At 35.0% G+C, this 25655-nt stretch carries 16 protein-coding genes; 12 read left to right on the top strand and 4 right to left on the bottom strand.

Annotated features, from left to right (window positions below):
* Positions 1–7: 7 nt before the first annotated feature.
* The 3 genes from K0U91_RS05430 to K0U91_RS05420 form a co-directional block, all read right to left on the bottom strand.
* A complete protein-coding gene (locus K0U91_RS05430) occupies positions 8–2053 on the bottom strand; it encodes a S9 family peptidase (RefSeq protein WP_220178685.1) in 2046 nt (681 codons plus the stop codon).
* Between the two features lie 167 nt (positions 2054–2220).
* The gene (locus K0U91_RS05425; protein WP_219970230.1) at positions 2221–2961 is read right to left on the bottom strand and encodes a uroporphyrinogen-III synthase; all 741 of its coding nucleotides are present in this window, start codon (positions 2959–2961) and stop codon (positions 2221–2223) included.
* 9 nt (positions 2962–2970) lie between these two features.
* Complete coding sequence (locus K0U91_RS05420; protein WP_258319608.1) at positions 2971–3537, bottom strand: DUF4271 domain-containing protein; 567 nt, start codon at positions 3535–3537, stop codon at positions 2971–2973.
* Positions 3538–3715: 178 nt separating this feature from the next.
* Here K0U91_RS05420 and K0U91_RS05415 point away from each other — a divergent pair, with 178 nt between their 5' ends.
* From K0U91_RS05415 to K0U91_RS05400, 4 genes are read left to right on the top strand one after another with little or no spacing between them, the layout of a single operon-like run.
* A complete protein-coding gene (locus K0U91_RS05415) occupies positions 3716–4432 on the top strand; it encodes a polyprenol monophosphomannose synthase (RefSeq protein ID WP_220178684.1) in 717 nt (238 codons plus the stop codon).
* A 20-nt stretch (positions 4433–4452) separates the two neighbouring features.
* The gene (locus K0U91_RS05410; RefSeq protein ID WP_259429450.1) at positions 4453–4797 is read left to right on the top strand and encodes a DUF4296 domain-containing protein; all 345 of its coding nucleotides are present in this window, start codon (positions 4453–4455) and stop codon (positions 4795–4797) included.
* 3 nt (positions 4798–4800) lie between these two features.
* Positions 4801–5934: a tRNA guanosine(34) transglycosylase Tgt gene (gene tgt, locus K0U91_RS05405; protein WP_219970067.1), complete on the top strand. Its 1134-nt coding sequence runs from the start codon at positions 4801–4803 to the stop codon at positions 5932–5934.
* Positions 5935–5943: 9 nt separating this feature from the next.
* Positions 5944–7056 (top strand): LptF/LptG family permease, encoded by a 1113-nt coding sequence (locus K0U91_RS05400; protein ID WP_219970068.1) that lies wholly within the window; start codon positions 5944–5946, stop codon positions 7054–7056.
* Here K0U91_RS05400 and K0U91_RS05395 read toward each other — a convergent pair.
* Positions 7050–7763 (bottom strand): biotin--[acetyl-CoA-carboxylase] ligase, encoded by a 714-nt coding sequence (locus K0U91_RS05395; protein ID WP_220178683.1) that lies wholly within the window; start codon positions 7761–7763, stop codon positions 7050–7052. The two genes, K0U91_RS05400 and K0U91_RS05395, sit on opposite strands and share 7 nt — an antisense overlap.
* Positions 7764–7849: 86 nt before the next feature.
* Here K0U91_RS05395 and rsfS point away from each other — a divergent pair, with 86 nt between their 5' ends.
* The 8 genes from rsfS (at position 7850) to K0U91_RS05355 (ending at position 25640) form a co-directional block, all read left to right on the top strand.
* Positions 7850–8218 carry a ribosome silencing factor gene (gene rsfS / locus K0U91_RS05390; RefSeq protein WP_219970070.1) on the top strand — a complete coding sequence of 123 codons (369 nt, stop codon included), beginning with the start codon at positions 7850–7852 and terminating at the stop codon, positions 8216–8218.
* A 16-nt stretch (positions 8219–8234) separates the two neighbouring features.
* Complete coding sequence (gene ftsH / locus K0U91_RS05385) at positions 8235–10217, top strand: ATP-dependent zinc metalloprotease FtsH (RefSeq protein WP_220178682.1); 1983 nt, start codon at positions 8235–8237, stop codon at positions 10215–10217.
* Between the two features lie 132 nt (positions 10218–10349).
* Positions 10350–10931 (top strand): LUD domain-containing protein, encoded by a 582-nt coding sequence (locus K0U91_RS05380; protein WP_219970072.1) that lies wholly within the window; start codon positions 10350–10352, stop codon positions 10929–10931.
* Positions 10932–10952: 21 nt separating this feature from the next.
* Complete coding sequence (locus tag K0U91_RS05375; RefSeq protein ID WP_220178681.1) at positions 10953–11825, top strand: phosphatidate cytidylyltransferase; 873 nt, start codon at positions 10953–10955, stop codon at positions 11823–11825.
* Between the two features lie 77 nt (positions 11826–11902).
* Positions 11903–12556, top strand: a complete 654-nt coding sequence (locus tag K0U91_RS05370) for a phosphatidylserine decarboxylase family protein (protein ID WP_220178680.1) — start codon at positions 11903–11905, stop codon at positions 12554–12556.
* 424 nt (positions 12557–12980) lie between these two features.
* The gene (locus K0U91_RS05365; protein ID WP_220178679.1) at positions 12981–14363 is read left to right on the top strand and encodes a T9SS type A sorting domain-containing protein; all 1383 of its coding nucleotides are present in this window, start codon (positions 12981–12983) and stop codon (positions 14361–14363) included.
* A 10-nt stretch (positions 14364–14373) separates the two neighbouring features.
* Positions 14374–25038, top strand: a complete 10665-nt coding sequence (locus K0U91_RS05360; protein ID WP_220178678.1) for a polymorphic toxin-type HINT domain-containing protein — start codon at positions 14374–14376, stop codon at positions 25036–25038.
* Positions 25035–25640, top strand: a complete 606-nt coding sequence (locus tag K0U91_RS05355; protein WP_220178677.1) for a hypothetical protein — start codon at positions 25035–25037, stop codon at positions 25638–25640. Before K0U91_RS05360 ends, K0U91_RS05355 begins: the two co-directional genes overlap by 4 nt.
* Positions 25641–25655: the final 15 nt, after the last annotated feature.

Below are 25655 nucleotides of genomic sequence, written 5' to 3'. Positions count from 1 at the left end.
TTTTTAATTAAATTTTATTTTCAAGTTTCATCAAAAACGCATATTCCAATGCATCTTCTTTCAAAGATTCAAATCTTCCGCTTGCGCCGCCATGTCCTGAACTCATATCAGTTTTAAACAATAAAAGATTGTTGTCAGTTTTTAACTCACGTAATTTCGCAACCCATTTTGCAGGCTCCCAATATTGTACCTGAGAATCGTGAAAACCTGTTGTAATTAACATATTCGGATACTCTTTCGCTTCCACATTATCGTATGGCGAATAATCTTTCATGTAATGATAATATTCTTCGTCGTTCGGATTTCCCCATTCGTCATATTCTCCTGTTGTCAAAGGAATCGATTCATCCAACATTGTTGTTACAACATCTACAAAAGGAACCTGTGCAACAATTCCGTGAAATAATTGTGGCTCGTAATTAGCGACAGCTCCAACTAACAAGCCTCCTGCACTTCCTCCCATTGCATATAAGTGTTTCGAAGAAGTATAATTTTCTTTAACTAAATATTTTCCGGCATCGATAAAATCAAAAAACGTATTCTTTTTAAATAACATTTTCCCGTCTTCATACCATTCTCTTCCCAGGTACTCTCCACCACGGATGTGAGCAATTGCATAAATAAAACCACGATCAAGAATTGAAAGTCGCACATTAGAAAAGCTCGCATCAACGGTGTGTCCGTAACTTCCATATCCGTATAAAAGAACCGGAGTTTCCGCTGTTTTTTGAGTGTCTTTATGATAAACTAATGAGATTGGAATTTTCACTTCTCCATCTCTTGAGTCTGCCCAAATTCTTTCTGAAATATAATTTTCTGCGACAAATTTTCCGCCTAAAACTTCCTGTTGCTTCAAGAGTTTTGTGGTTTTGTCTTTCATATTATACTCGTAAGTCGAGCTAGGAACTGTAAGCGATGTGTATCCGTAACGTAAAACATCAGTATTAAATTCTAAATTTAAACCAATATAAGCGGTATAAGTGGGATCCGAAAAAGGTAAATCATACGTTTCCCCGTTTTTCTCGTTGATGATTTTGATTTGCAAAAGTCCTTCTTCTCTTTCTTCCAACACAAGATAATCTTTGAAAATTTCAAAACCTTCCAGCAAAACTTCGGCACGGTGAGGGATAACGTCTACCCAGTTTTCCATTCCGCAATTATCGATTTTTGTTTTTACAATTTTGAAATTGGTAGCATCGTCCGCATTGGTGATGATGTAAAACTCATCTTCATAATGCTCAACAGAATATTCCAGATCATCAATTCTTGGCTGAATGACTTTCCATTCTGCAAAAACGTTGTCTGAAGGAATGAAATGATGTTCATCAGAAATCGTACTCGAACTCGCCAGGAAAATGTATTCTAAAGATTTTGTTTTAAAAACATTAACATCAAAAGTTTCGTCTTCCTCATGAAAAATCAAAACATCTTCTGAAGGACTTGTTCCCAATTCATGCCTGTACACTTTATATGCACGAAGGCTTTCATCTTTTCTGATGTAAAAAATGTGCTTATTGTCATTTGCCCAAACCGCTTTTCCTGTTGTATTTTCTATTTTATCTGAAAGAATTTCACCGGTCTTTAAATTTTTAAAATTCAAACTGTAAATTCTTCTTCCCACATTGTCTTCTGAGAAAGAAACCAACTCGTTATTCGGGCTTACCGCAACATTGGCTACTTCAAAAAACTCCTGGCCTTCCGCTAAAATGTTGACATCCAAAATAATTTCTTCAGGATTTTCCATGGTTTGAAATCTTCTGCAGAAAATAGGATATTCTTTTCCTTCTTCGTAACGCACGATGTACCAATATTCGTTAAAAAAATATGGAAGAGACTCATCGTCTTTTTTATAACGGGCTTTCATTTCTTCATAAAGCTCTTCCTGAAAAGCTTCCGTTTCCTTCATCATTGCTTCTTCATAAGCATTTTCTTCTTCTAGATATTTGGTGACTTCAGGGTTTTCTCGGTTGTTCATCCAGAAATAATTGTCAATTCTTTTATCACCGTGAATTTCGAGTATATTTTCTATTTTTTTTGCTTGTGGAGCTTTCATTGGAATGTTTCCTATTTTAACTGAAGTAATTTTCGTTAAATTTTATGCTAAAATGTGCTTTAAAAAACGAAATTGTATTCAATATTAATTTTTGTTCAAATTTAATTAAAAAAAAGCCATCTTTTCTTTAATCGAAAAGACGGCTGTATGGTTTAAAGCTTTAAAAACTATTTATGTAAGCTTTTGATGTATTTTTCAAGGGCCATCGTCATTGATGGTGTTTCTTTTGTAGGAGCCATTAGATTTACTTTTAAACCTGCTTCCTCAGCAGCTGCCATTGTGGTGTTTCCGAAAACGCCGATCTTGGTTTCGTCCTGTACAAATCCAGGGAAGTTCTGCTGTAAAGATTTGATTCCCTGCGGACTGAAGAAAATGAGCATGTCATAATCTTTAACTGTAATATCCGTTAAATCACTGCAAACGGTTCGGTACATAATTGCTCTTTTCCATTCTATATTTGCTGCGTCAAGCGTTTTGGTAATATCAGGGCTCAAAACATCAGATGAAGGCAATAAATATTTCTCGGAAGGAAATTTTTTAAACAAAGGCAAAAGATCTGCAAAGTTTTTCTCCCCAAAACTTATCTTTCTCTTTCTGTAAACGATATGTTTCTGAAGATAATTGGCAATAGCCTCAGACTGACAGATGTACCTCATAGTATCAGGAACAGAAAATCGTAGTTCTTCTGCCAATCTGAAATAATGATCAATCGCATTTTTACTGGTAAAAATAATACCTGTATGCTGTGTCAAATCTATTTTCTGAGTCCTTAATTCTTTATTGTCAACTCCTTCGACATGGATAAAAGGACGGAAATCAATCTTTATTTTTTCCTTCTTTGCAATTTCCAAATATGGAGAAGATTCACTAGGTGATGGTTGAGAAACCAATATAGACTTTATTCTCATCATGTTCTATTAAATAAATAATAATTTCCATAGCAACAATAAAGGTGCTATTTGAAGCGTGCAAATATACAAAAATTTATAATACCATTTTTGAGGTAATATATTGTTCCTGTGAAATAAATAGAAAAAAATCTTAAATATAAATACAAACGTAAAAAACCAGAAGTAGTATAAAAACGCTTTGCTTTTGTCTATCGGGAAATAATAGTGGGCTACACATAGAATAACCACTAAAATTGATAAAACAAATTGAAATTTGGTAGAGGTAAAATAAAATATTGTCCATTTTTTTCCATCACCTATGCTTTGGTAAAATAAGAATCCAACTGCTGTTCGCAGAAAATAAAATAGTGAAATCGCTGTAAGACAGTACCCGAATTTATTCAACTGATACCCAAAAATTCTCAGATTTGCCGCATATTCCGGAACTACAGGAATATATTGCGAGATTAAAACTGCTAAACTTAAAGTGATTACACAGGAAGTAATGATCCAGCTGGGTAAATTATTGCTGGAATCAAAATATTTCTGCAAAAGAAAATCTTTGAGGTTGGCTTCCCGCTCTATAACATTCATCATGAAGATATAAAGGAACAGACATCCTATCAATATAAAAACTACCCAATCATTATTTTCGGGTATTCTTATCTGGTTAGTAAAAGCTTGTGATAATGGCAACGGATAATTTTTTGCAAAATTATAGATTATTTTGTATAAAATAAAAAGCTTAAATAACTTATCTTTGCCAATTGAAATGAAAAAACTCGTCATCATTCCAACATATAACGAAAAAGAGAATATCGAAAGGATAATTTCTGCTGTTTTTGCATTGGATCAAGAGTTTCATGTTTTAGTGGTCGACGATTCTTCGCCGGATAAAACGGCAGATATCGTCAAAGAATTACAGAAAAAATATCCTCACACGCTTCATTTATCAATAAGACACGTTAAAGACGGATTAGGAAAAGCCTACATTCATGGCTTTAAATGGGCATTGCAAAACAATTACGACTACATTTTTGAAATGGACGCCGATTTTTCTCACAATCCGAATGATTTACCTAAACTTTTTGAAGCTTGCCAAAATGCCGATATGGCAGTAGGTTCGCGATATTCAAAAGGAGTAAACGTAGTTAATTGGCCAATGGGTAGGGTTTTACTTTCTTATTTTGCTTCAAAATATGTGAGATTTATTCTTGGACTGTCAATTCACGATACTACTGCAGGTTTTGTTTGCTTTTCAAGGAAAGTTTTAGAAGAAATAGGTTTGGATAATGTGAAACTGAAAGGGTATGGTTTTCAGATTGAAATGAAATTCAGAACTTTCAAGAAGGGTTTTAAAATCGTGGAAGTCCCGATTATTTTCACCAACAGGGAACTAGGCGAAAGTAAAATGAATGGCGGCATCATTCATGAAGCCGTTTTTGGTGTTTTAAATTTAAAATGGAAATCCTTAATCAATAAATTATGAAGAGGCTAATTACCCTTTTTATGTTTTTATTTTTGGTTTCCTGCAACGAATATGTTGATAAGCCAAAAAATCTTTTAGATAAAACTACCATGTCTGAGATTATGGCAGATTTGGCGATAAATGACCAGATTACAAACACCTATCAAGGGAAAAATTTAGAAAGCGGAACAAGATATATTTTAAAAACCCATAATGTAAAAGCCCAAGATTTTACAGAAAGCTATAAATATTATGTAGCAACAGGAAAAATGAATAAAATTGTGGAAAATGCACAGGAGATTCTTTTAGAAAAAGATCCTAAAGCAAAAGGTTTTGTGGAAAGTAAATCTAAACCCAACACAAATCTTCCGAAATTAGTAAGATAAAATATGCAGCAATTTTTTAAGATAGAAAAAACTTCACAAGGGAAAGCACGAGCGGGAGAATTGGTAACAGACCACGGAGTAGTGCAAACCCCGATTTTTATGCCGGTAGGAACTGTTGCAAGCGTAAAAACTGTACACCAGAGAGAATTAAAAGACGACATTAAAGCTCAAATTATTTTAGGAAATACCTATCATCTGTATCTTCGTCCGGGTATGGAAGTAATGCAGGAAGCAGGAGGTTTGCATAAATTTATGAATTGGGAACTGCCGATTCTTACAGATTCAGGTGGTTTTCAGGTTTTCTCACTTTCAGGAACCAGAAAAATGTCTGAAGAAGGAGTAAAATTCAAGTCTCATATTGACGGAAGCGTTCATTTGTTTACTCCTGAAAAATCGATGGAAATCCAGAGACAAATCGGAGCAGACATTTTCATGGCATTTGACGAATGCGTTGCCTATCCTGCGGAATACAATCAGGTGAAAAAATCTATGGAAATGACCCATCGCTGGCTAAAAAGATGCATCGACTGGAACGAAAAAAATCCTGAATTATACGGTTACAAGCAAAGATTCTTCCCAATTGTTCAGGGTTCTACTTACTCGGATTTAAGAAAAATTTCGGCTGAAGTGATTGCGGAAGCAGGAGCGGAAGGAAACGCCATCGGAGGACTTTCTGTAGGCGAGCCGGAAGATGAATTATACAGAATTACCGATGAGGTAACCGATATTTTGCCTAAAGATAAGCCAAGATATCTCATGGGAGTAGGAACTCCTTGGAATATTCTAGAATCAATTGGGTTAGGAATTGACATGATGGATTGTGTGATGCCGACGAGAAATGCCAGAAATGCAATGCTTTTCACATGGCAGGGTGTGATGAATCTGAAAAATGAAAAATGGAAGAAAGATTTTTCGCCTTTGGATGAGTTTGGGACAAGTTTTGTTGATCAGGAATATTCTAAAGCGTATGTGCGTCATTTATTTGTTTCAAAAGAATATCTGGCAAAGCAAATTGCTTCTATTCATAATCTTGCTTTTTATTTAGATCTGGTAAAAGTGGCGAGAGAGCATATTGTAGCAGGAGATTTTTACGAATGGAAAAATTCTGTAGTTCCCATTTTAAGACAGAGACTTTAAAATAATCTGATGTTTAAAATTGTAGACGGATATATCATAAAAAAATACCTTGGAACTTTTGGTTTCATGCTGATATTGTTGTCTACAGTTGTGTTGGTCATTGATGTACAGCAAAAAATTCCCAGAATTGAAAATGCAACCGCTCTCGATCCCAAATTAAATTTAACCTACTTTTTGATCCATTTTTATCCGTTCTGGATTATCAATCTTGTGGTCACCTTTTTAGCGATTCTCGTATTTATTTCTGTGATTTATTTCACTTCCAGAATGGCAAATAACACAGAGATTGTAGCAATTATCAGTAGTGGGGCAAGTTTTCACAGGTTTGCAAAACCTTATTTGTTGACATCTCTTTTTATCGCTTTGCTCTCATTGACGGTCAATCATTTTGTTCTACCATGGGCAAATATTAAGAAGAACGCACTCGAGGCTTACACATATAATCAGACGAATAAAGATAAAATTCTCGGGACAGCCCCAGTTTCGGCTCAATTAAGCAAAACAGAATATATTTTTATCAATTCATGGAATAAAAAAGAATACCGTGGTTATGGGTTTGTCTATCAGAAATTTGACAAAAACCGCAAAATGATTTATGAGCTGAAGGCAAATGATTCTTACTGGGATCCTGGAAAAAAGCAGTTTGTACTCAATAGTTTTCTCGAAAAGACGATTAATAAAGATGATTCAGAAAAGCTCAGCCAGGGTTTTGAATTGAGGAAAAGCTACGGTCAGGCGCCTGAAGAGCTCTTTCCAAATGAACTTCTGGGGCAGAATAAAACCACTCCGGAGCTTATCAAATTCATCGATAGAGAAAAAGAAAAAGGCAACAGCAATCTGAATGCACATTTAAATGAATTTCACCAGAGAACCTCAATGCCTGTTTCGATCATATTGCTTACGTTCTTAGCCTTGTCACTTTCTTCCCAAAAGAAAAGAGGCGGTTTAGGGATCAACCTCGCAATAGGAATTTCCCTGGCTTTCGTTTTTGTATTCTCTTTTGAAGCCTTAAAAGTAGTCTCAGAAAACAAAAGCATGTCTCCCGCGTTGGCAATGTGGATGCCCAATATTATCTTTTTCCCGCTGACTTTGATTTTATATATAAGGCGAGCCAATCAATAGAGAAGTTTTATTTCTTTATGGTAAAAAGATCGTAACCCATCTTCAAATTCAATCCAGATTTCACCTTTTTCGTCAGCTTTTCGGATAATGCCATTTTGTCGTGTTCCGTCAATTTCAAAAACAGAAATTTCATCTTTTCTGAATAAATTTAGATTAAAATCTTCAAAAATTTCGATTTCAGTAGGTAAATTTTTAAATTTTTCAAACAAAAACTCATGCAGATTTTCAGTGAAGTTTTTTAAATCAATTTTTTTTCCGGTCTGTGTGAAAATAGAGCCTGCATTAGAAATTTCATCAAATTTTTCCTGAAGAATATTGATCCCCGCGCCTATAATAAAATAGTTTTCACCATTGTTTTTTTTCTTTTCTATCAAAATGCCTGCAACTTTTTTGTTGGCAAGAATGATGTCATTCGGCCACTTTATTTTTACAGTCTTTCCAGTCAATTTGGCAAGAAATCCCCGTACTGCTGTTGCGGTATAGTAATTGAACAAAAAATCACTGACATTAATGTCCTGGGTTTTCACGGCAATTGTATAGGCAAGATTCTGTTTTGGTTGAGAGATCCAGCGATTTCCATATTGTCCTTTTCCTTTGGTCTGATTAAAAGTGTAGAGACCAACGAAATTTGAGTATGGATAAAGTAAAACCTGAGATATTTCGTCATTGGTAGAAGAACACTCTTTGCGATAAAACAGTTGGCTCATTTAAGAAAACTTTAAGACATTAAAGCCCTAAAAGTAAGGTTAAAGTAAAAGAAAAACAATAAATTTGCAGATTATAGTATATTTTAATGAACAAAACAGTAGAAAAGCAAGCGCTAATAGATAAAATTGTAGAAGCTATCCAGGATGTAAAGGGAGAAGACATTATGATTTTCGATCTTTCAAAAATTGAAAACTCCGTAGCAGAAACATTCATCATATGTAGTGGAAACTCAAATACACAGGTTTCGGCATTAGCAGGAAGTGTAGAAAAAAAGGTAAGAAACGATCTTCAAGACAGACCTTGGCATGTGGAAGGTACAGAAAACTCAATGTGGGTGTTGGTAGATTATGTAACTGTAGTTGTGCATATTTTCCAGAGAGAAACCCGTCAGTATTACGATATTGAAGAACTTTGGGGTGATGCAGTAATTACCAAAATTGAAAGTGAAGTATAAATTTTAAAAGTATTAAATGAATAATAAAGGATTTAACTGGTTTTTTCCAATCGCAATAATAGCCCTTTTGTTATTTTTTGGCTCAAATTTTTTGGGAGACAATAATGCAAAGACTATCGACGAAGATGCTTTCTTTAGAGAAATGCAGGCGGGAAAAGTTCAGAATGTGTTGATTGATAAACAGGCGCAGAACGCAGAAGTTTTTTTAACACAGGCTGCCAAAACAGCTACCGTAAAAAAAGAAGATAAAACAAATCCTTTTTCAAGTTTAGGTATGTCTTCAAAAGCTGATTATAGCCTGAAATATGGTGATTTACAGCTTTTTCTAGAAAAATTTGAAACCATTAAAAAAGACAATCCTGCAATAAAAACGTCTAAAGATTATGCAGAAGGAAAAAGTCCGTTCACGGAAATCTTGTTCTCCGCATTGATTTGGATCGCCATTTTAGGATTATTCTACTTCATTCTTTTCAGAAAGATGGGAAGCGGTGGAGGTCCAGGCGGACAGATATTCTCCATTGGGAAGTCTAAGGCCAAGCTATTTGACGAAAAAGAGAAAATTCAGACGACATTTAAAGATGTTGCAGGATTAGAAGGAGCTAAAGAAGAAGTACAGGAAGTGGTAGATTTCTTGAAAAACTCTGAAAAATACACGAAATTGGGAGGTAAAATTCCTAAAGGAGTACTTTTGGTTGGCCCTCCTGGAACAGGTAAAACCTTATTGGCGAAAGCTGTAGCGGGGGAAGCTAAAGTTCCATTCTTCTCATTATCAGGTTCAGATTTTGTTGAAATGTTTGTTGGGGTAGGTGCATCAAGAGTAAGAGATTTGTTTGCTCAGGCAAAAGCAAAATCTCCCGCAATCATTTTTATTGATGAGATTGATGCCATCGGTCGTGCAAGAGGAAAAAACAATTTTTCCGGCGGAAACGACGAAAGAGAAAATACATTAAACCAATTACTTACTGAAATGGACGGTTTTGGAACCGATGTGAATGTAATCGTAATGGCGGCAACAAACAGAGCAGATATTTTGGATAAAGCATTGATGAGAGCAGGCCGTTTTGACCGTTCGGTTTATGTTGACCTTCCGGAATTGCATGAGAGGAGAGAGATTTTTGATGTTCATTTACAGAAAATCAAACTAGATGATACCGTTGATAGAGATTTCTTAGCTAAACAAACTCCTGGTTTCAGTGGAGCAGATATCGCAAATGTTTGTAACGAAGCAGCGCTAATCGCAGCAAGAAACAGTCACGAATCTGTTAACAAGCAGGATTTTTTAGATGCTGTTGACAGAATTATTGGTGGTCTTGAAAAGAAAAATATGGCGATTAAGCCGTCTGAGAAAAAAAGAGTTGCATTCCATGAAGCAGGTCACGCGACGATTAGCTGGTTGGTAGAGCATGCTTCTCCACTATTAAAGGTGACGATTGTTCCTAGAGGACGATCATTAGGTGCAGCTTGGTATCTTCCTGAAGAAAGACAATTGACCACTACTGAGCAGATGTTGGATGAGATGTGTGCGACTTTAGGAGGTAGAGCAGCAGAGCAGGTGATTTTCAATAATATTTCTACAGGTGCCCTTTCAGATTTGGAAACCGTTACCAAAAGAGCTCAGGCAATGGTCACAATCTACGGGTTGAGCCCAAATATTGGTAATATTTCTTACTATGACAGCTCAGGTCAGTCAGAATATAATTTTGGGAAACCTTATTCTGAATCCACAGCTTCTAAAATTGATGCCGAGATAAAATCAATTATCGAAAACCAATATGAAAGAGCAGTGAGAATTCTGAGTGAAAACAAAGATAAACTGAATGCTTTGGCTAAGAAACTATTAGAAAAAGAGGTAATCTTCCGCGAAGATCTTGAGGAAATATTTGGACAAAGAGCTTGGGATCCTGAATTGACAGAGAGACCGGTGACGAATACCATTCCGTTACAGGAAAAAATAGAAGAAAGCGAGATTCAGGCACCAGACAGCCCTTCACAGCTTTAAAATATTTATATTCAATTGAATACAACCCGGTGATTGTAAAATTGCCGGGTTTTTTCATTTTAAAGCGATATTATTAGAAGCAATTCTAATAAATTTTCTATTTTTGTAGTAAGTTGACTAAAAAACATTAAGTTGAGTTTATTTAAAAGAATTGTAAGCAAACTGACCAATCAGCCTGAAGACGATGACAAACAAAGTCTGGAAAAGCTGGGAGATTCGCTGAAAAACGCTGATCTTGATTATAAGTTTGCCCAATTGTTTACCCATTCAGGTGGTTTTTTTAATTATTGTGCTGATGAAGCGGAAGCTTTGCAGACATTAAACCAAATCTTAAAGATTGAGGGTGTAAGCTCTGTGTTTTGTTGTGATAAAGATTTACAGAATTTCTTAAATGTTGTCAAAATTTCCCACACCCCACAACTTGAGGTCATCAATGATGCTGCATTTATTACTTGCGAATATCTTATTGCCTACGATGGCAGAATTATGCTTTCGCACAATAATATTTTGCATTACCATTCTTCAAGACTTCCTTCAAAAATTGTAGTGATGGCAAATGTCTCTCAGATCGTCAATAATCTGAATGACGCAATGGGAAAAATAAAACGCAGCGGAAACATTAAAAATCTTACTTCAATCAGCGGAAACCATTCTAAACTGGATACTGCAACACATAATAATACCAAGCTGTTTCTACTGTTGTTAGAAGATTAGAAGCACTCTAAATTTTAAATTTTGGACAAAAATCTTATTCAGAGAACCATTTCGGGGATTGTTTACATTGCAGTTATTATTCTCTGTACTACACCTCTCGGAGCCCAGCTTCTGGATCATATTTCACCGGGCCTTGTAAAGCAGCAATATCTTTACTACGGATTGATCACTTTTCTTTTATTGGTTGGAACTTGGGAATGCATCAAAATTATGAAATTTGGTGACGGTTACGAAAAATGGATCGTTTTACCACTTGTACTATTTATATACTACATGTTTTCTAAAAGATTTTTCAATCATGATTTTTATTTCAATTTCAGGCTCTCAGAGATCTTAGCGATTTCGCTTACGGTCATTGCAGTCGTTACTTTATTTAAATTTTCCAGGGAATTGTATATAGACAGCGGAAAGCTTATTTTCACAGTAATCTATGTTGCTTTACCATTCTGTTTTGCTTTAGGATTGCCCAAATATTCTTCTCATGAAAATACGTTCTCTTTAGAAGTAATTTTTCTTTTTATACTGATCTGGAGTAGTGATACGTTTGCTTATTTGGTCGGAAAGTTTTTTGGAAAACATAAGATGGCTCCTAAAATTTCACCTAAAAAAACCTGGGAAGGATATGCAGGCGGAGTAATTCTTACTTTGGTTCTCTCATATTTTGTTGAACAATACCAACCCCAGCTTCGTGGAAACTGGATGATCGTTGGGTTTCTGATTGCAGCATTTGCGCCATTGGGAGATCTTGTGGAAAGCCAGTTAAAAAGAACGTTTGGAGTAAAAGACAGCGGAAACATTATCCCCGGACATGGCGGAGTATTAGACCGGCTTGACAGTTTTTTAATCTGCGTTCCTGTCGTATATTTGTACTTTATTTTAGAAAAATTTATTTAAATTATTAAAAAGCCAAAAATTGCATCACAAAAATGAGTGCTTAATGCGATTCATAGGCAAATAAAAACTATCCCTATATGAAATTACATAAAGAATCGAAAGGCACCCTTGTAGTTGCCAGTCTGTTGTTTGCAATTATCGCAGTGGTATCCATCTACTTCTTAGAAATGTGGTCACTTTTAATCATTATTCCATTGCTGGTCATTTACAGTTTGGTATTTTGGTTTTTCAGAGTTCCGAATCGTGATATTTTAGATCATACAGAGAATGTGATAGCACCGGTTGATGGCAAAGTAGTGATGATCAAAGAAGTTGAAGAAAATGAATTTTTAAAGGAAAAAGCGATTCAGGTTTCTATTTTTATGTCTCCTTTGAATGTGCATATTTGTCGTTACCCGGTTTCAGGAAATGTTATTTATAAAAAATACCATCCCGGGAAATATTTGGTAGCGTGGCATGAAAAATCGTCTACAGAAAATGAGAGGACAACTGTTGCCATAGAAAGTTTGACCAATCATAAAGTGGTCTTCAGGCAGATTGCAGGATATGTTGCAAGGAGAATCGTTTTCTATTGTAATGAAGGTGACAGTGCAAAAGCAGGTCATGAGTTTGGTTTCATCAAATTTGGTTCTAGAATGGATATTTTCTTACCGTTAGACACAGAGATTATCTGCAAAATTGGCGATAAAACAAAGGGTGGGATTGATGTGATTGCAAGAATGCAAGAGTAGCAAATATTGTAATATAAGTGAACTCATTTAAATAAATTATTACTCAATAACTAAATAGTAAAAGAGAAACTTTTAAAGGTTTCTCTTTTTTTGTATCACTGTCTCTCTATCCATTAAAAAAATGAAGATTTCTAGTATATCACTATTGAAGTAGCATTATTATTTCTAAATTTTAGTGTTAGATGTAGATATAATAGATTAAAAATAAAAACATTTAACATTTTTTTTGTTTTTTTAAGTTTTTATTAGGATATGTTGTTTTTTTTTATATTTTTGATAAACCAATAAAAACAAAACTAAAAACCTTAATATGAAAACACATATGTCCTTCCCAACTTAATATTTATTTACTCAGCACTTTTCATACACTCGAGAATTGCATTTTCAAAATTTTTATCAATCTTCTCACATAATTTAATTCATTATGTCAAAATATCTATGCCTTAAGACGGCAGCACTACTGGTATTCTTATATTCAGCCAGCATGTACTCTCAACTGATTGGATCTGATGTCCAGATCTGGGAAAAATCAACACCAACGCCTCGTGATATAGCCAATGCCAAAGATGAGAATTTGCTCAATTTTCATCCTGGGATTAAAAATCGGCTGGTTAAAAAATACATTAAGCACAGTAAAAATAAGAGCCATACTTTGAGTATAGTACATACTTTCAAAGACGACGAAAAGATCTGGGAGAACGAGGATAAAAAGATTTCATTGAGCAATAATCTTTATGAAAAAAAAGATTCGGATAAGAGTGTGAAAATTCGAAAAAGGCCCAGCCTTTTTACTTTTATCGGAAATGCCGAGAAACCAGACAGTAAATCTGACAGTATCAAAATCAAATTCGAGGATCGCAATCTTTATGAAATGATTTTTATCCCCAGAAAAGCAAAGAAAATGGATCTTAATAAAATCCATTCTTATCTGTCGATCAAGTACGGAATTTCTCTTGAGAAAGGAAAATATTATGGTAGTGATGAAAAAGTAATCTGGGATCCTGAAAAGCATAAGGATTTCAAGCACAGACCAACAGGATTAGGGAGAGATGATGGTAACGAATTGTATCAAAAACAGTCCTGCAATGTCGAAGATCAGTTTTTGACGATTGGTAAAACTGATATTAATAAAATGAATGCAGAAAATACGAGTATTTTTGATCATAATAATTTTGTCATCTGGTCTGATGATAATAAATCAATGGAGACGAAAGCAGATGGAAACTTTAAAGTTCTCGAAAGAAGCTGGGAAATTAATTTTATAGGCTCTACGATTCCAAAATCAAATTATAAGGTACGAATAGATAAAAAGACGATAAATCCAGATTCGCTACCGATTGTTTATTGGATGTTTTTAAAAAATTCAGCAGGCGAAGTTACCAAAGTTCAGGGAATTGAAAACGAAAATTATGTTGACTTCAGTAAGGTGAGTTTTTACAAAGACAGAGAAAATGAACTTTTTCAACATTTCACATTTGCCATTAGTCCTTTACGTGATGTAAAAGACATTAATCAAAGTAATTCTGACACATCGTCAATTAACGAAAATCAACTTTCTTTAGATTTAAATCAAATTGTTTTGTATCCTAATCCTGTTAAGAAGGGACAAAACTTTACAGTGAAATTTCTCGAAATGGAAAACTTATCAATTTCCATTTATGACGGTGGAGGAAGATTGGTTAGATTAGAGAAAATAGACCATCGTTCCAGATCATACAGCAGCTCGCTAAACATCCAAAGTTCATATCTGATTACTTTAACGCAGAACGGAAAAGTAATCAAGACCTTCAAATTAATTGTTGACTAAAAACCAGATCATGAAAATAAAATCTCTTAAACTTCCTTTTAAAAAGAAGTCAGCTCTGCTGGTATGCTTTTTTGCAACGATGTTTGTCTTCGCAAGCTTTACGAAAGAAGACCGGTATAAAGTCAGAGTCTTCAAATTGAAGATGATGGATAAATATATTAATCATCCGGCCATTGAAGATCATATTGCCGGGATATCTTTAAAAAAAGATAAATCAAATCCTGTTTCTGATTCAGTTTCTTCGTATGATAAAAATATAGGTAATACTGAAAATTTCACCACCATTGCCCAGAAACCATTTAAGGATAACAGCATCATTGATCAGGTTTTTGATTCTGAAGAAAAACAAGGGATGATTGGAGAGTTTTCCGATGACGAATCTGATAATCCTTCTGATAATTTTTTCACGATCAATATTCCCGAAATAAGAGGCCAAAATGTTAAAGCATTTTTAGTGTATGATCTATTCGGATTAGGATCCTATCATTCCGTTTCCAGATCGATTAATAAAAACATAGCGTTTGGTGGAAATATCATATTACCAAGCAGCAGCTGGAATTTGCAGAAAGAAGAAATTAGTCTCAATTCGCTTAGGAAGGGTAAAAACAGCATTCTTTTTACATCATCTATCAATGGAATAAAATATAAAGTTAGGAATGTAAAAATTATTTTAGAAAAAGGTCTACATTCTACCAAAAATATTTCATCATTACGTTCTGGTAATCAGCTATATATTAAAGGTATTCAAAATGAATTGGTTATAAATCCATTAATAATTGATAATAAATCTGTAGTAGTAAGCAACGGAGAATACGAAAGTTTTTTAGAATTAACCGAAGAAAATAAAGCTAAAGGTAGTGTTACGATTAAGACCACCAGTGGTGTAAAAGAATATAAAATCCCTGAAAGCAAATCTTCATTTAAAATATTGAATGAAACAAATTATACTCCGCTGACCATTGATATTTCAAAAGATATTGAATACAACGAAACGTATGAAAATGCCACAGTAAGTATAGAGAAAAATTCTGTAGAAACATCAGCTCAGGTACAGATTTTAAAACTGAGAAAAAAGGATTTCCCTGCTATTTCCAGAGAAATCAAAAATATGACGGCAAACTCTTCAGCCTATCGTCTAAGTATTAGAGCGGGTCAGCTAACAAAAAATATTAAACTTTCTATTCCTTATGATGATAAAAAACTGGGGGCCAGATCATCGAAAGAGGTCAAAGCTTTCTATTTCGACTACACATCAAAAAAATGGAAAGTTGATACTTCAAGTAAGGTTGACGCAGAAAAGAAAGTGGTTACTATAGAGGCAAAAGGAGATACAGACTATATCAATGGAGTAATTTCTGTTCCCGAATCTTCACAACTGGAATCATTTGCACCAACGAGCATCAGCGGATTAAAAGCAGCTGATCCAACTGCGGGATTACAGCTCATGGAGGTTCCATCAGCGAATCAGAAAGGGGATGCCAATGCAAATTATCCGATTCGTGTTCCAAGCGGTCTCGGTGGACTTCAACCTTCGCTATCTATAGGATACAGCAGTGGTGGTGGAAACGGATGGATGGGAGATGGATGGAATATTAATGGTTTGTCTTCAATAACCGTAGATACAAGATGGGGAGTTCCTACATTTGACGGAACCGGCGAAACAGAACTTTACTCTTTAGACGGAGAAATGTTGGTTTATCCTAATCAATATTTACCACACAGACATAATGATGTCAGCGAGAATAACACAGCAATTACCACTGCAAAACAGTTGAGAAGTGCATATACTGACCCGAGCAACAGTCAAGCAAAGAAATTTTATCTGAGAAAAAATCATGATTTTTCCCTCATTGAGAGAATAGGTAATTCGCCGGGTAACTACACATGGAAGGTTACCTCTACCGACGGAACAAAAAGTTATTACGGTGGTTCACCCGATTCAATGCTGTCCGGTTCGGGAGGAATTTCCCACTGGGGTCTTAGAATGATTGAAGACGTACATGGCAATACCATGGAATTTACTTACTTTAATGAAGGAGGTGGCGGTGGTCAGTTTTATCAGATTAAGAAAATTGCTTATGGTAAAAATAAAGACTACACTGTCAATTTTATCAAAGAAACAGGTATCACGAGAAAAGATATTATCAGTAATGCTAAGCAAGGGTTTAAAAGGGTAGAGCCTTACCTGCTGAAAGAAATTCAGGTTAAGTATAAAACTGAGCTTGTCAGAACATATAAGATGGATTACATTGATGGTGAATTTTTTAAGACGCTATTAAAACGTATTTATATTGTACCACACAATCCTTGTTCAACAACGCTCGCAAGTAAATCAGAAATACGTGATATTGATGATGGAAGCGGCGGCGGTGGCGGCCCAAGTGGTGGTATTCTCCCTACGTGTAATGAGATTACAGACAGTTATACTTTTGATTATTATAATGATGTAAAAGATAGCCAGGGAAATGTTAAGATCTTTGGTCCTGATACTACCATTAATTTTCAAAATGATAAAGAAGCATACTCTGGACTTGTTTCTGCTTTAACACTTAAACCTTCAAAAATTAATGGGAATGTAAGTTCTGAAACCGGTTTAAATGTTAGACCAGCGGTTGGATTGAATTTCTACACACCTTCAAGTGATCCGTACGGACATTTAATGTTTGGTTTTCCTTTCGGTACTTCGAAAGCTAAAGCAAGGAATGCTCAGCAACTCGTTGATTTCAATGGAGACGGTATTCAGGATATGATTTCCAGAGTACCAGATGCAGGATTATTTTTAAATAAGGGGATACTAGATAGTCAGGGAAATTTAAGCTTTTCAGGATCCCAGCCAATTGAAAATTATATAGGTGGCGATTTTTCCTTTACAGAAACAACGACCAATAGTCGCGGATGGGATATGGGTGCGATTGTTTTCAGTCGTTCTCAAATAAGTTCAACTTCGAATGGAACTACCAAAACTTACTTGACTGATGCCAATTCAGATGGACTAATGGATATTGTTCATAACGGAGAAGTATGGTTTAATAAATTTAATGGCACTACTTCTGAAATGACAAGACATTCTGAATATACAGAGAACATGGTGGTCAAAGCTAAAGCGGTACAGGCTCCAGTAAAATGGTGTGGTGACATTGGGAGTGATATGACTGAACCCTGCCCGGAAGAATTGGAAGAACTTACTCCACAACCTATCACTGATGTTGTAAAAGTATGGATCGCTCCCAAAGATGGGTATGTAAGATTTACTGATAATGTATATTTTACACAACCAGGTATTTTGTATGATCCTTATCCTCCAGCAGAAAAAAAGATGTACTACTCTGTAGAAATGCAAAGCCCCAACCCAAATAGTGGAACTACAAATGTTTATTCTAATACCAGAATATATTTAAAAGAGATTATTGGTACGGATCCTGTTCAAAATATAGAAATCAATCATTACAATGATTATTATTATCAAATGCAAGGGCTGCCTCTTGATCCTAATTATGGTATTCCAAATGGCGTCAATAGTCCAAACAGACTGTTTGTAAAAAGTGGAGATAAAATTTATGTAAGATTACACAAAAATACAACAAAAGATTTTTCTATAGATTCCAATCCAATGATTACTTATGTTAATCAGAATACAGGAAATGATCTTCCGAACACCTACGAGCTTTCACAGGATCAGTTTCAACTAAACAATGGTAATTACAGTGATAATTTTTTCCTTAATAATGTAGCAGCACCGATTTATCTTGATGCTCAGGGAATTGCGACTATAGGTGTACCAAGTATAACTTTTCCTTCTTTAACAGATAATATAACTTTTAGAATTGTAACAGAAAATGTGAATACTGGTGTTATTACACCTTTAATTCCTGCAGAAGTTTACGGCCCAACAAACTTGATAACCCAAGCCCATAATATAAGCCTCCCTGTAAGCGCAGCGGACCCAGTCTATTTGCGTTTTATCGTTGAATCAGACTCTCAAACTAATTTTTTAGCAGCAAATTGGAACACTAAGATCTGGGTTGTTTATAATGCTTCTACAAATTATAGCCCAAATTTAACTACCGAATTTTTGGCAGTTCCTGAATATCCTTCTTATGCAGTTACTCAACTACAGCAAAAACTTGATATCAATAATATATTAAGTGGCAGTCTACTTTCAGGATCTCACAATTTTGGCATACAGATTAATAAAAATATTACTAATAATAACAATTTAGGAACTGGATCGTTCTATTACATTATAAAGAGAGGAAATCAGATCCTTGGCAAGAGAAGGGTTGTTTTTTCCGATGCAAATAATACACTAAACCTAATAGAAGAAGATATGATTTCTACTCAACCTATTAATGGAGTAGTACCAGTTGACTTTTATACAGGTTATGCAAATTTTTTAAGTACAAATAATAACCATTTAGTTACTGTCGAAGTTTATTGTAAAACCTCAGGAGATTATAATTTATTTAATAGATATTCTGAATATTTTTCAGGGAATCCGTTCACAATATACTATGATAACTTTAACATCTACGGAGAAACATCTGCAACTGCAGTAAATACTGCCATGTATAATTCAAGATCAACTTTGTATAATAACTGGGGGCAATTTCTCTACAAACCGGGTGAACTTATAAATTATAAGTATGGATTCCCAATCGGTGCATTAGATTTTTTGACTCCTCCTGCACCGCAAAATACCTATCAGCCATGTTTGGTCTATCAAAATGATCCAACAGCATTAGCAGACTGTATTCTCAATATGGCGCCAATTCCTTCTGCAGGTCTGGCTCCGGATCGTGTTGCGCCAATGAAGGTAAACATTATTAGGGGACAACTTAAAAAAACCTATGTAAGTAAATGGATAGGCGCCGGACCATTGCAGTTTTCAGCAGCAGGAGGTTTTAATACTGATGAATATGTAAATTATTTTACTGATCCGGTTACAAATGTACCAGTTGTTACGCCTACAACATATATTGCAGGACAGCTTTCTGTAGATACTTCTATGAAAGCCATCAGCAGAGATCATAAAAGTAGTTCCAGAAATACAACTGAAGGATTAAGTGTTGGGTCAGTCAGTGGTGGAAATTCTGAAACGGTTCTGACCGGGGTTGGAAGTATAGAAACGCAGACCTTTTCTGACATGAATGGAGATGGTTATCCTGATTTAGTATATCCTCAATCTATTCAGTTTACTAATTCTACAGGAAGTTTAGAAGATGTTCAACTTGTTAATTACGGATTTTATCCTACAAATTCATTGAGTTACCAAAAAAATAATTCTGCAGGATTTTCATACAATGCATTCTCTGTTGGAGGACGAATCGGTGCACATGGAGGAAATGGAACAACTACGCAGGCGAGTAATGGTTTGCCTTGGTCAGGGGGCGCGTCTGTTGGAGCAAGCTTAAATCAATATTATAATTCATACGATCGAGGCGAAGGGTTTTGGATGGATATAAATGGCGATGGGCTACCAGATAGAATAAATCGAGGAGGTTCACAATATATCAACTGTTCCATCAATTTAGGAAAAAACCTTGAAAGCAGTGCACCTGTTCAAAACTTAATAACCTACAGCTCATATCCTAAAGGTGGCCCTAGTATTTCGTTGGGTACAAGTCTCGGATCTTCAGCTAACCTTGGGGCTTTAAGCAGCTTTGGGTTTGGTATCAGTGCCGGTGTAAGTGCCTCAACTTCCATTGGAAGTGCAGAAGTAGTATATGAAGACGTTAATAGTGATGGTCTTATTGACATTCTTGAAGTTGGTTCTAATGGCTCCACTCAAGTTCGATATAATCTCGGAAGTAAGTTTAATACTGCTGTTCCTTTAGTGAAAAGTAGTGGAAATATCAATTTTGCTGATGAGACGAGATCATTCAACGGTTCATTTACTTTTGGAGGGAATTTCATGTTTAATTTTGGACCAATTACGCTAATCCCCCCAGTTGTTGTGCTGATTTTATGGGTTAAAGCGGGAGCCGGAGCCAATGTAAACCTGGGATTGAATGTATCTGAGACAAGAAAGGCATTTAAAGATATGAACGGTGACGGATTCACCGATCTTGTACAGGATACAAATAGCGGATTTATTGTCAACTATTCCCAAGTAGGAAGGACTAATAAACTTAAATCCATCACGAATACAATTTCAAAAGGGAAATACTTGCTGGATTATGAATTTGCAAGAGCAAACTATAACAGTTCAAACGCTAAATTAGTAGTTAATAATATCAGTGTGCTTAACCCAGATGTTTTTTCGCAGAGCTATACCACTGAACAGGGAAGTAAAATGGTAACAAATTACAAATTCCTCAATCGGAAATATGACAGAAGAGAAAGGGATGATTTTGGTTTTGATACAGTGATCAAGCAGGAAATGAACGGTAATAACGTGGAGAGAACATCTACCGATTATTACTATAACAATACCTATCTAATGAACGGAACTATAAAGAGAAGCACCGTTCAGAATGGAAGTGGCAGTTTCATGTCAGAAGTAAATTATGAATATAAGCTTCGCAAATTTGTTACTAATACTACCCAGATTGATATCAATTCAGACCTAGGAACTGATTATGACATTGGTGGCCGTGAGGGAAGAAAGATGGCGTCTGCAATGTTGGTCCAAAAACAAAATAAAATTTTTGAATCGGGAGGAGATTTGACAACGACTGAACAATTCGAGTACACAACATTAGGTTTGATGGGACGATATCAGTATACAAGTCCTTCAATAAGTTACAATTCTAATATTACGTATCAGTCTTATGGTAATAACATCACTGGTATTCCGATTCAAATAGAAGTTTACGAGGGAAATACTCAATCAACATTATTAAGACAGCGACGTGCCGAAAATATAAACTACTATACAGGAGATGTGGGCAGTTATGTAACTTTTGACGGAACTCAGGATATTGTGACTGATGTGGAATACAATGCGGTAGGAAATGTCAGGAAAGTAACATATCCACCGAACAATAATAACAGCCAGAGATATGTGATAGAATATACTTATGACGATTTAGAGACAGGAAAATATGTTACGAAAGTGAAGGATATTTTCGATATAGAGTCAAAAGCGACGTATAACCCTCTTTTTGATGTAGTAATAAGAAAAGTTGATACCGGAGGTAATGCAATGGTATTTTACTATGATGGTTTCGGAAGGACGAGAACAATTACAGGGCCCAATGAGATAGCAGCCAATTCCACAGTTCCAACTGTAAAATATAATTACTGGACCGATCATGCAGGAATTCCTAATAACGATGCGACGGTTAAAATATACAGAGCATCTACCTCAAATTACGATCCTGAACATGCAGGTGCCAATAACACCATCATGACCGATACATATGCCGACTTTATAGGTAGGGTTATACAGGTGAAGAAAGATATTCAGACAGTCAACGGTGAAGCAAGATCAGTGTCTGGAAGATCAGTATATGATGATTTAGGTAGAACAATCCTTCAGTCACACCCATCATTTGAAGCAGTAGGAATTCAAAATCTAAATCCTGGCGGAGGTTCTGCTGCTACATCATCATCTTACGATAGTAAAGACCGTATTATTTCTGCTACAGATGAGCAGGGAAATACAAAATATAGATTATACAGTATAGAAAATAATCTTTTGAAGGTTACAGAAAACTTTCTCAACCAAAAATCGGAGTCCTATTCAAATGCAGAAGGAAAAGTGGTTTTGAAAAACGATTATCTTGATTTACAGCCGCTTTCTACTGTTTTTAACTATAGCACTATTGGTGAACTAATGGAGGTACAGGATCCGGAAGGGTTGACTATAAGATATTCATATAACCTTGCCGGAAAACGCACAGAGCAACGGCATCCTGACAAGGGAATTACGAGTTATGAATATGATCCGGCAGGTAATCTTGTCAAACTGACGACTGATAACTTACTAAACGATTCCAGCATCAATACCCATTTTATAAAATATAAATATGATTATAACAGGCTTTCAGAAATAAAGCTTCCGGATCTTCCTTCCGGCGGCCCTAATCCTAACAATGTAATGTACCAATATGGCCAGTATACAGCAGGAAATAATGCAGGAAAGCTTGTGGCTAAAGTGGATGGTACTGGAGATACTGTGTACAAATATGGAAGAATGGGAGAGGTGATTTCAGAGTTGAGAATCATACGAGGGCATCATATACCTGAAATGTACTTCAAAACCTATTTCAATTATGACAGCTGGAACCGGATCACAAAGATCAAATATCCGGACAATGAGCTTGTTTCCTATCATTATGATTTGGGAGGAAATCTTAAATCCGTAGATAACAATAATGGTGAGACTTATATTCAGAACATATATTACGACCACTATGAGCGTCGTACTGGTACATTATATGGTAATGGAACATCTCAAAATTACTATTACAACTCGCAAAATCAGCGATTAGAAAGAACTGATTTATATGACTCGTACAATAACTTGATGTTAAATAACTCATATCTGTTTGATGAATTTTCGAATATCACCAGAATTAAAAATGAAGCATATCCACTCGGAAACGGTATGGGAGGAGCGTTTCAATCATATTTTGGATATGATACTTTGAACAGACTCACCGGTACCGGTTCAGAAAAGATTATTCTAGATGGCGAACAACAGCCCATTCAAAATACCTTTATTGCTCCAACAACTTACCAATTAGAAATGAGATACAATGATTCAGGTGGAATTGTACAAAAAATACAGCATCATGAAAGAGATCAAAATATTGTTCACGAAAATACATATGAAAATAAGTATGAGTATGTGCAGAATAGCCATAAGTTGGAAAAGGTGTATGATAATAACACAGGAAATTCAGAAACATTCGAATATGATTTTAACGGTAATGTTATTAATCATAATGACAGTAATGGAACTAAGAAATTGTACTGGGACGAGCAGGAACGTCTGAAAGCATTTTATAATGACAACACCGGGACGTATCAATACTATACTTATGATGATAAAGGAGAAAGAGTAGTGAAATACGGGTTAGATTTTGGTACTCAGCTTTATCAAAACGGGGTTCCTGTTGAAATTAATGACTTAAAACTATTTGAGTTTAAAATCTATCCTAATCCTTATCTTACGGTGAGTTCTACAGGGCAGTATACAAAACATTATTTTGATGGTTCAAAAAGATTTGCCAGCAGACTGATGAATGGTGCGGTAAGATATGAAGATCCTTCAGTATTGTACATCAATAGATCAGAAGATGAAAAGCCTTCAGCGAAGCCGGCAGATGCAGGCTCTGACTTTAAAAAGTATCTCGAAAAAACGGATCTTGGGCAGAATGTATCTGTTGAGCTGAGAGAAGTATATCAAAGCCCCGATTTATATTACCTGCATGGAGATCATCTGGGAACGGCAACATTTGTTACAAATTCACAGTCGCAGGCAACGCAGTTTTTCCTTAATTTACCTTTTGGAGAAACGATGATGGAGCAAATGGATGGATCTTATGATAATCCGTTTAAGTTTAATGCGAAGGAATTGGATGATGATACTGGTTTGTATTATTACGGAGCAAGATATTATAACCCACGATTAAGCATATGGTATGGCGTGGATCCGCTGGCAGTTTACAATCCTGTGATGGAAACGGAGTTTTATGGAGATGGACAACATAATGGCGGTGTGTATTATTTAGGAAATCTCAATCCATATATCTATTGTTACCAAAACCCCGTTAAATATATTGATCCTAATGGAAAACAAACTTTACCATCTTTAATCAACGATTTAGAGAATTGGATACATGAAACAAAGGTTGGTAGAAAAGTATATCGGTGGGAACAGCGACACATGGATGATGAAACAGATAAAGCTATTTTATCCGCTACGCCTCTAAGAGGTTTTGTGATTGTTGGAGAGTTGATGGAAGGAAAACTTCCGGGTTTAAAAAGCAGGCCTTTGCCTAACGATTTAAATGAAACCTTTAAACAATGTTTTGTTTCAGGAACTTTAGTATCTACTGAAGGCGGACTGAAAAAGATTGAAGAAATTAATGTTGGAGATAAGGTTTGGTCATTTAATGACGATACTCATCAAAATGAATTGAAAAGCGTTGTAAAACTTTCAACCAGCGTATCTACTGAGATAATAAAAATTAGTATTGGTAAAGATGAAATTGAGTGTACAAAAGAACATCCGTTTTTTATTGACGGAAAATGGATCGAGGCACAAAATTTAAAGATTGGTGATAAAGTATTTTTATTTGATCAGACGGAATTTACTATTTCTACTATTTCTAGGAAAGTCAAATATGAAAAAGTTTATAATTTTGAAGTTGAAGACAATCATAATTATTATATTTCAAGTAAACGAATTTTAGTTCATAATAATTGCTGGAAGGACAGATTAAATTTGTTTTATGATTATACGAAAAAAATTAAAACAAGTCAACTTAAATCTCAGTCCGATACATTAAATCATTTGGAAAGTGTATTCAAAGTTTTAGATAAGAAGAGAACAGATAATGTTGTATTAAAACTTGTAGGAGATAAAAATAATGTTACTATGACTGAAAAGGGTACCATGCAAATTCAGCAAAATGGTAACGGTAATTGGACGGATATAGATAAGAATGGAGGATTTAGAATTTATAGGTCAGGAAAACTATATATTGATAAAACAAAATTATGATAGAAGATTTAAAGTATGCACTTTTTAATATTGGTGATTGGGATTTATATCTTAATTATAAACAGTCAGATGACGATTTAATTTTCACCTATAAAAATATAACTATTCAAGGAAAAAGAAATAAGATCAATGTTTTTTATGATGGTGATAGTTCTAGTAATATAGGAAATCTAAAATATCTTAACAAAATAAACTCTTACAAGTCTTTTGGAGATACTGCGACTGCAGTAAATTATATAAAATATCTTTCTAAGATTTTATCTGATAGCAGATATGAAATATATCATTACTTTTTGTTTAAACTGGCAATAAGTAATATAAAGTTTAAATGTATAACTTTTAGTGTAGTGAATAATACTTCTATTGACACATTCAGGATTAGATGTGATATTTCTCAGGTAACTGTCAATTCATCATTTGTTGATTATAATTTTGTAATTATATTTAAAAAGAATTACGAATGTGAACTTTCATTTTATCCAAAACAACCTCTTTGGGACGAAATGAAACGTTGTCCTAAAACTAATGTAGATGATATTATAGATTTTATTTTGGAAATAAATGTTGATTCATATGTCGACATCCCATTGACTGAAATTTAAAATGACAGAATAATA

It is taken from the genome of Chryseobacterium sp. LJ668 (assembly GCF_019613955.1).
GTDB lineage: Bacteria > Bacteroidota > Bacteroidia > Flavobacteriales > Weeksellaceae > Chryseobacterium.
Note: the sequence above shows the minus strand (reverse complement) of the source record. Positions and strands in the feature narration are given on the sequence as shown.

Excerpts from the sequence above, each read along its gene's own strand:
- K0U91_RS05410 (WP_259429450.1), top strand. The coding sequence starts at position 4,453 with ATGTTTTTATTTTTGGTTTCCTGCAACGAATATGTTGATAAGCCAAAA.
- K0U91_RS05430 (WP_220178685.1), bottom strand. The coding sequence starts at position 2,053 with ATGAAAGCTCCACAAGCAAAAAAAATAGAAAATATACTCGAAATTCAC.
- K0U91_RS05355 (WP_220178677.1), top strand. The coding sequence starts at position 25,035 with ATGATAGAAGATTTAAAGTATGCACTTTTTAATATTGGTGATTGGGAT.
- K0U91_RS05365 (WP_220178679.1), top strand. The coding sequence starts at position 12,981 with ATGTCAAAATATCTATGCCTTAAGACGGCAGCACTACTGGTATTCTTA.
- rsfS (WP_219970070.1), top strand. The coding sequence starts at position 7,850 with ATGAACAAAACAGTAGAAAAGCAAGCGCTAATAGATAAAATTGTAGAA.
- tgt (WP_219970067.1), top strand. The coding sequence starts at position 4,801 with ATGCAGCAATTTTTTAAGATAGAAAAAACTTCACAAGGGAAAGCACGA.
- K0U91_RS05395 (WP_220178683.1), bottom strand. The coding sequence starts at position 7,763 with ATGAGCCAACTGTTTTATCGCAAAGAGTGTTCTTCTACCAATGACGAA.
- K0U91_RS05425 (WP_219970230.1), bottom strand. The coding sequence starts at position 2,961 with ATGAGAATAAAGTCTATATTGGTTTCTCAACCATCACCTAGTGAATCT.
- ftsH (WP_220178682.1), top strand. The coding sequence starts at position 8,235 with ATGAATAATAAAGGATTTAACTGGTTTTTTCCAATCGCAATAATAGCC.
- K0U91_RS05370 (WP_220178680.1), top strand. The coding sequence starts at position 11,903 with ATGAAATTACATAAAGAATCGAAAGGCACCCTTGTAGTTGCCAGTCTG.
- K0U91_RS05415 (WP_220178684.1), top strand. The coding sequence starts at position 3,716 with ATGAAAAAACTCGTCATCATTCCAACATATAACGAAAAAGAGAATATC.
- K0U91_RS05400 (WP_219970068.1), top strand. The coding sequence starts at position 5,944 with ATGTTTAAAATTGTAGACGGATATATCATAAAAAAATACCTTGGAACT.
- K0U91_RS05360 (WP_220178678.1), top strand. The coding sequence starts at position 14,374 with ATGAAAATAAAATCTCTTAAACTTCCTTTTAAAAAGAAGTCAGCTCTG.
- K0U91_RS05420 (WP_258319608.1), bottom strand. The coding sequence starts at position 3,537 with ATGAATGTTATAGAGCGGGAAGCCAACCTCAAAGATTTTCTTTTGCAG.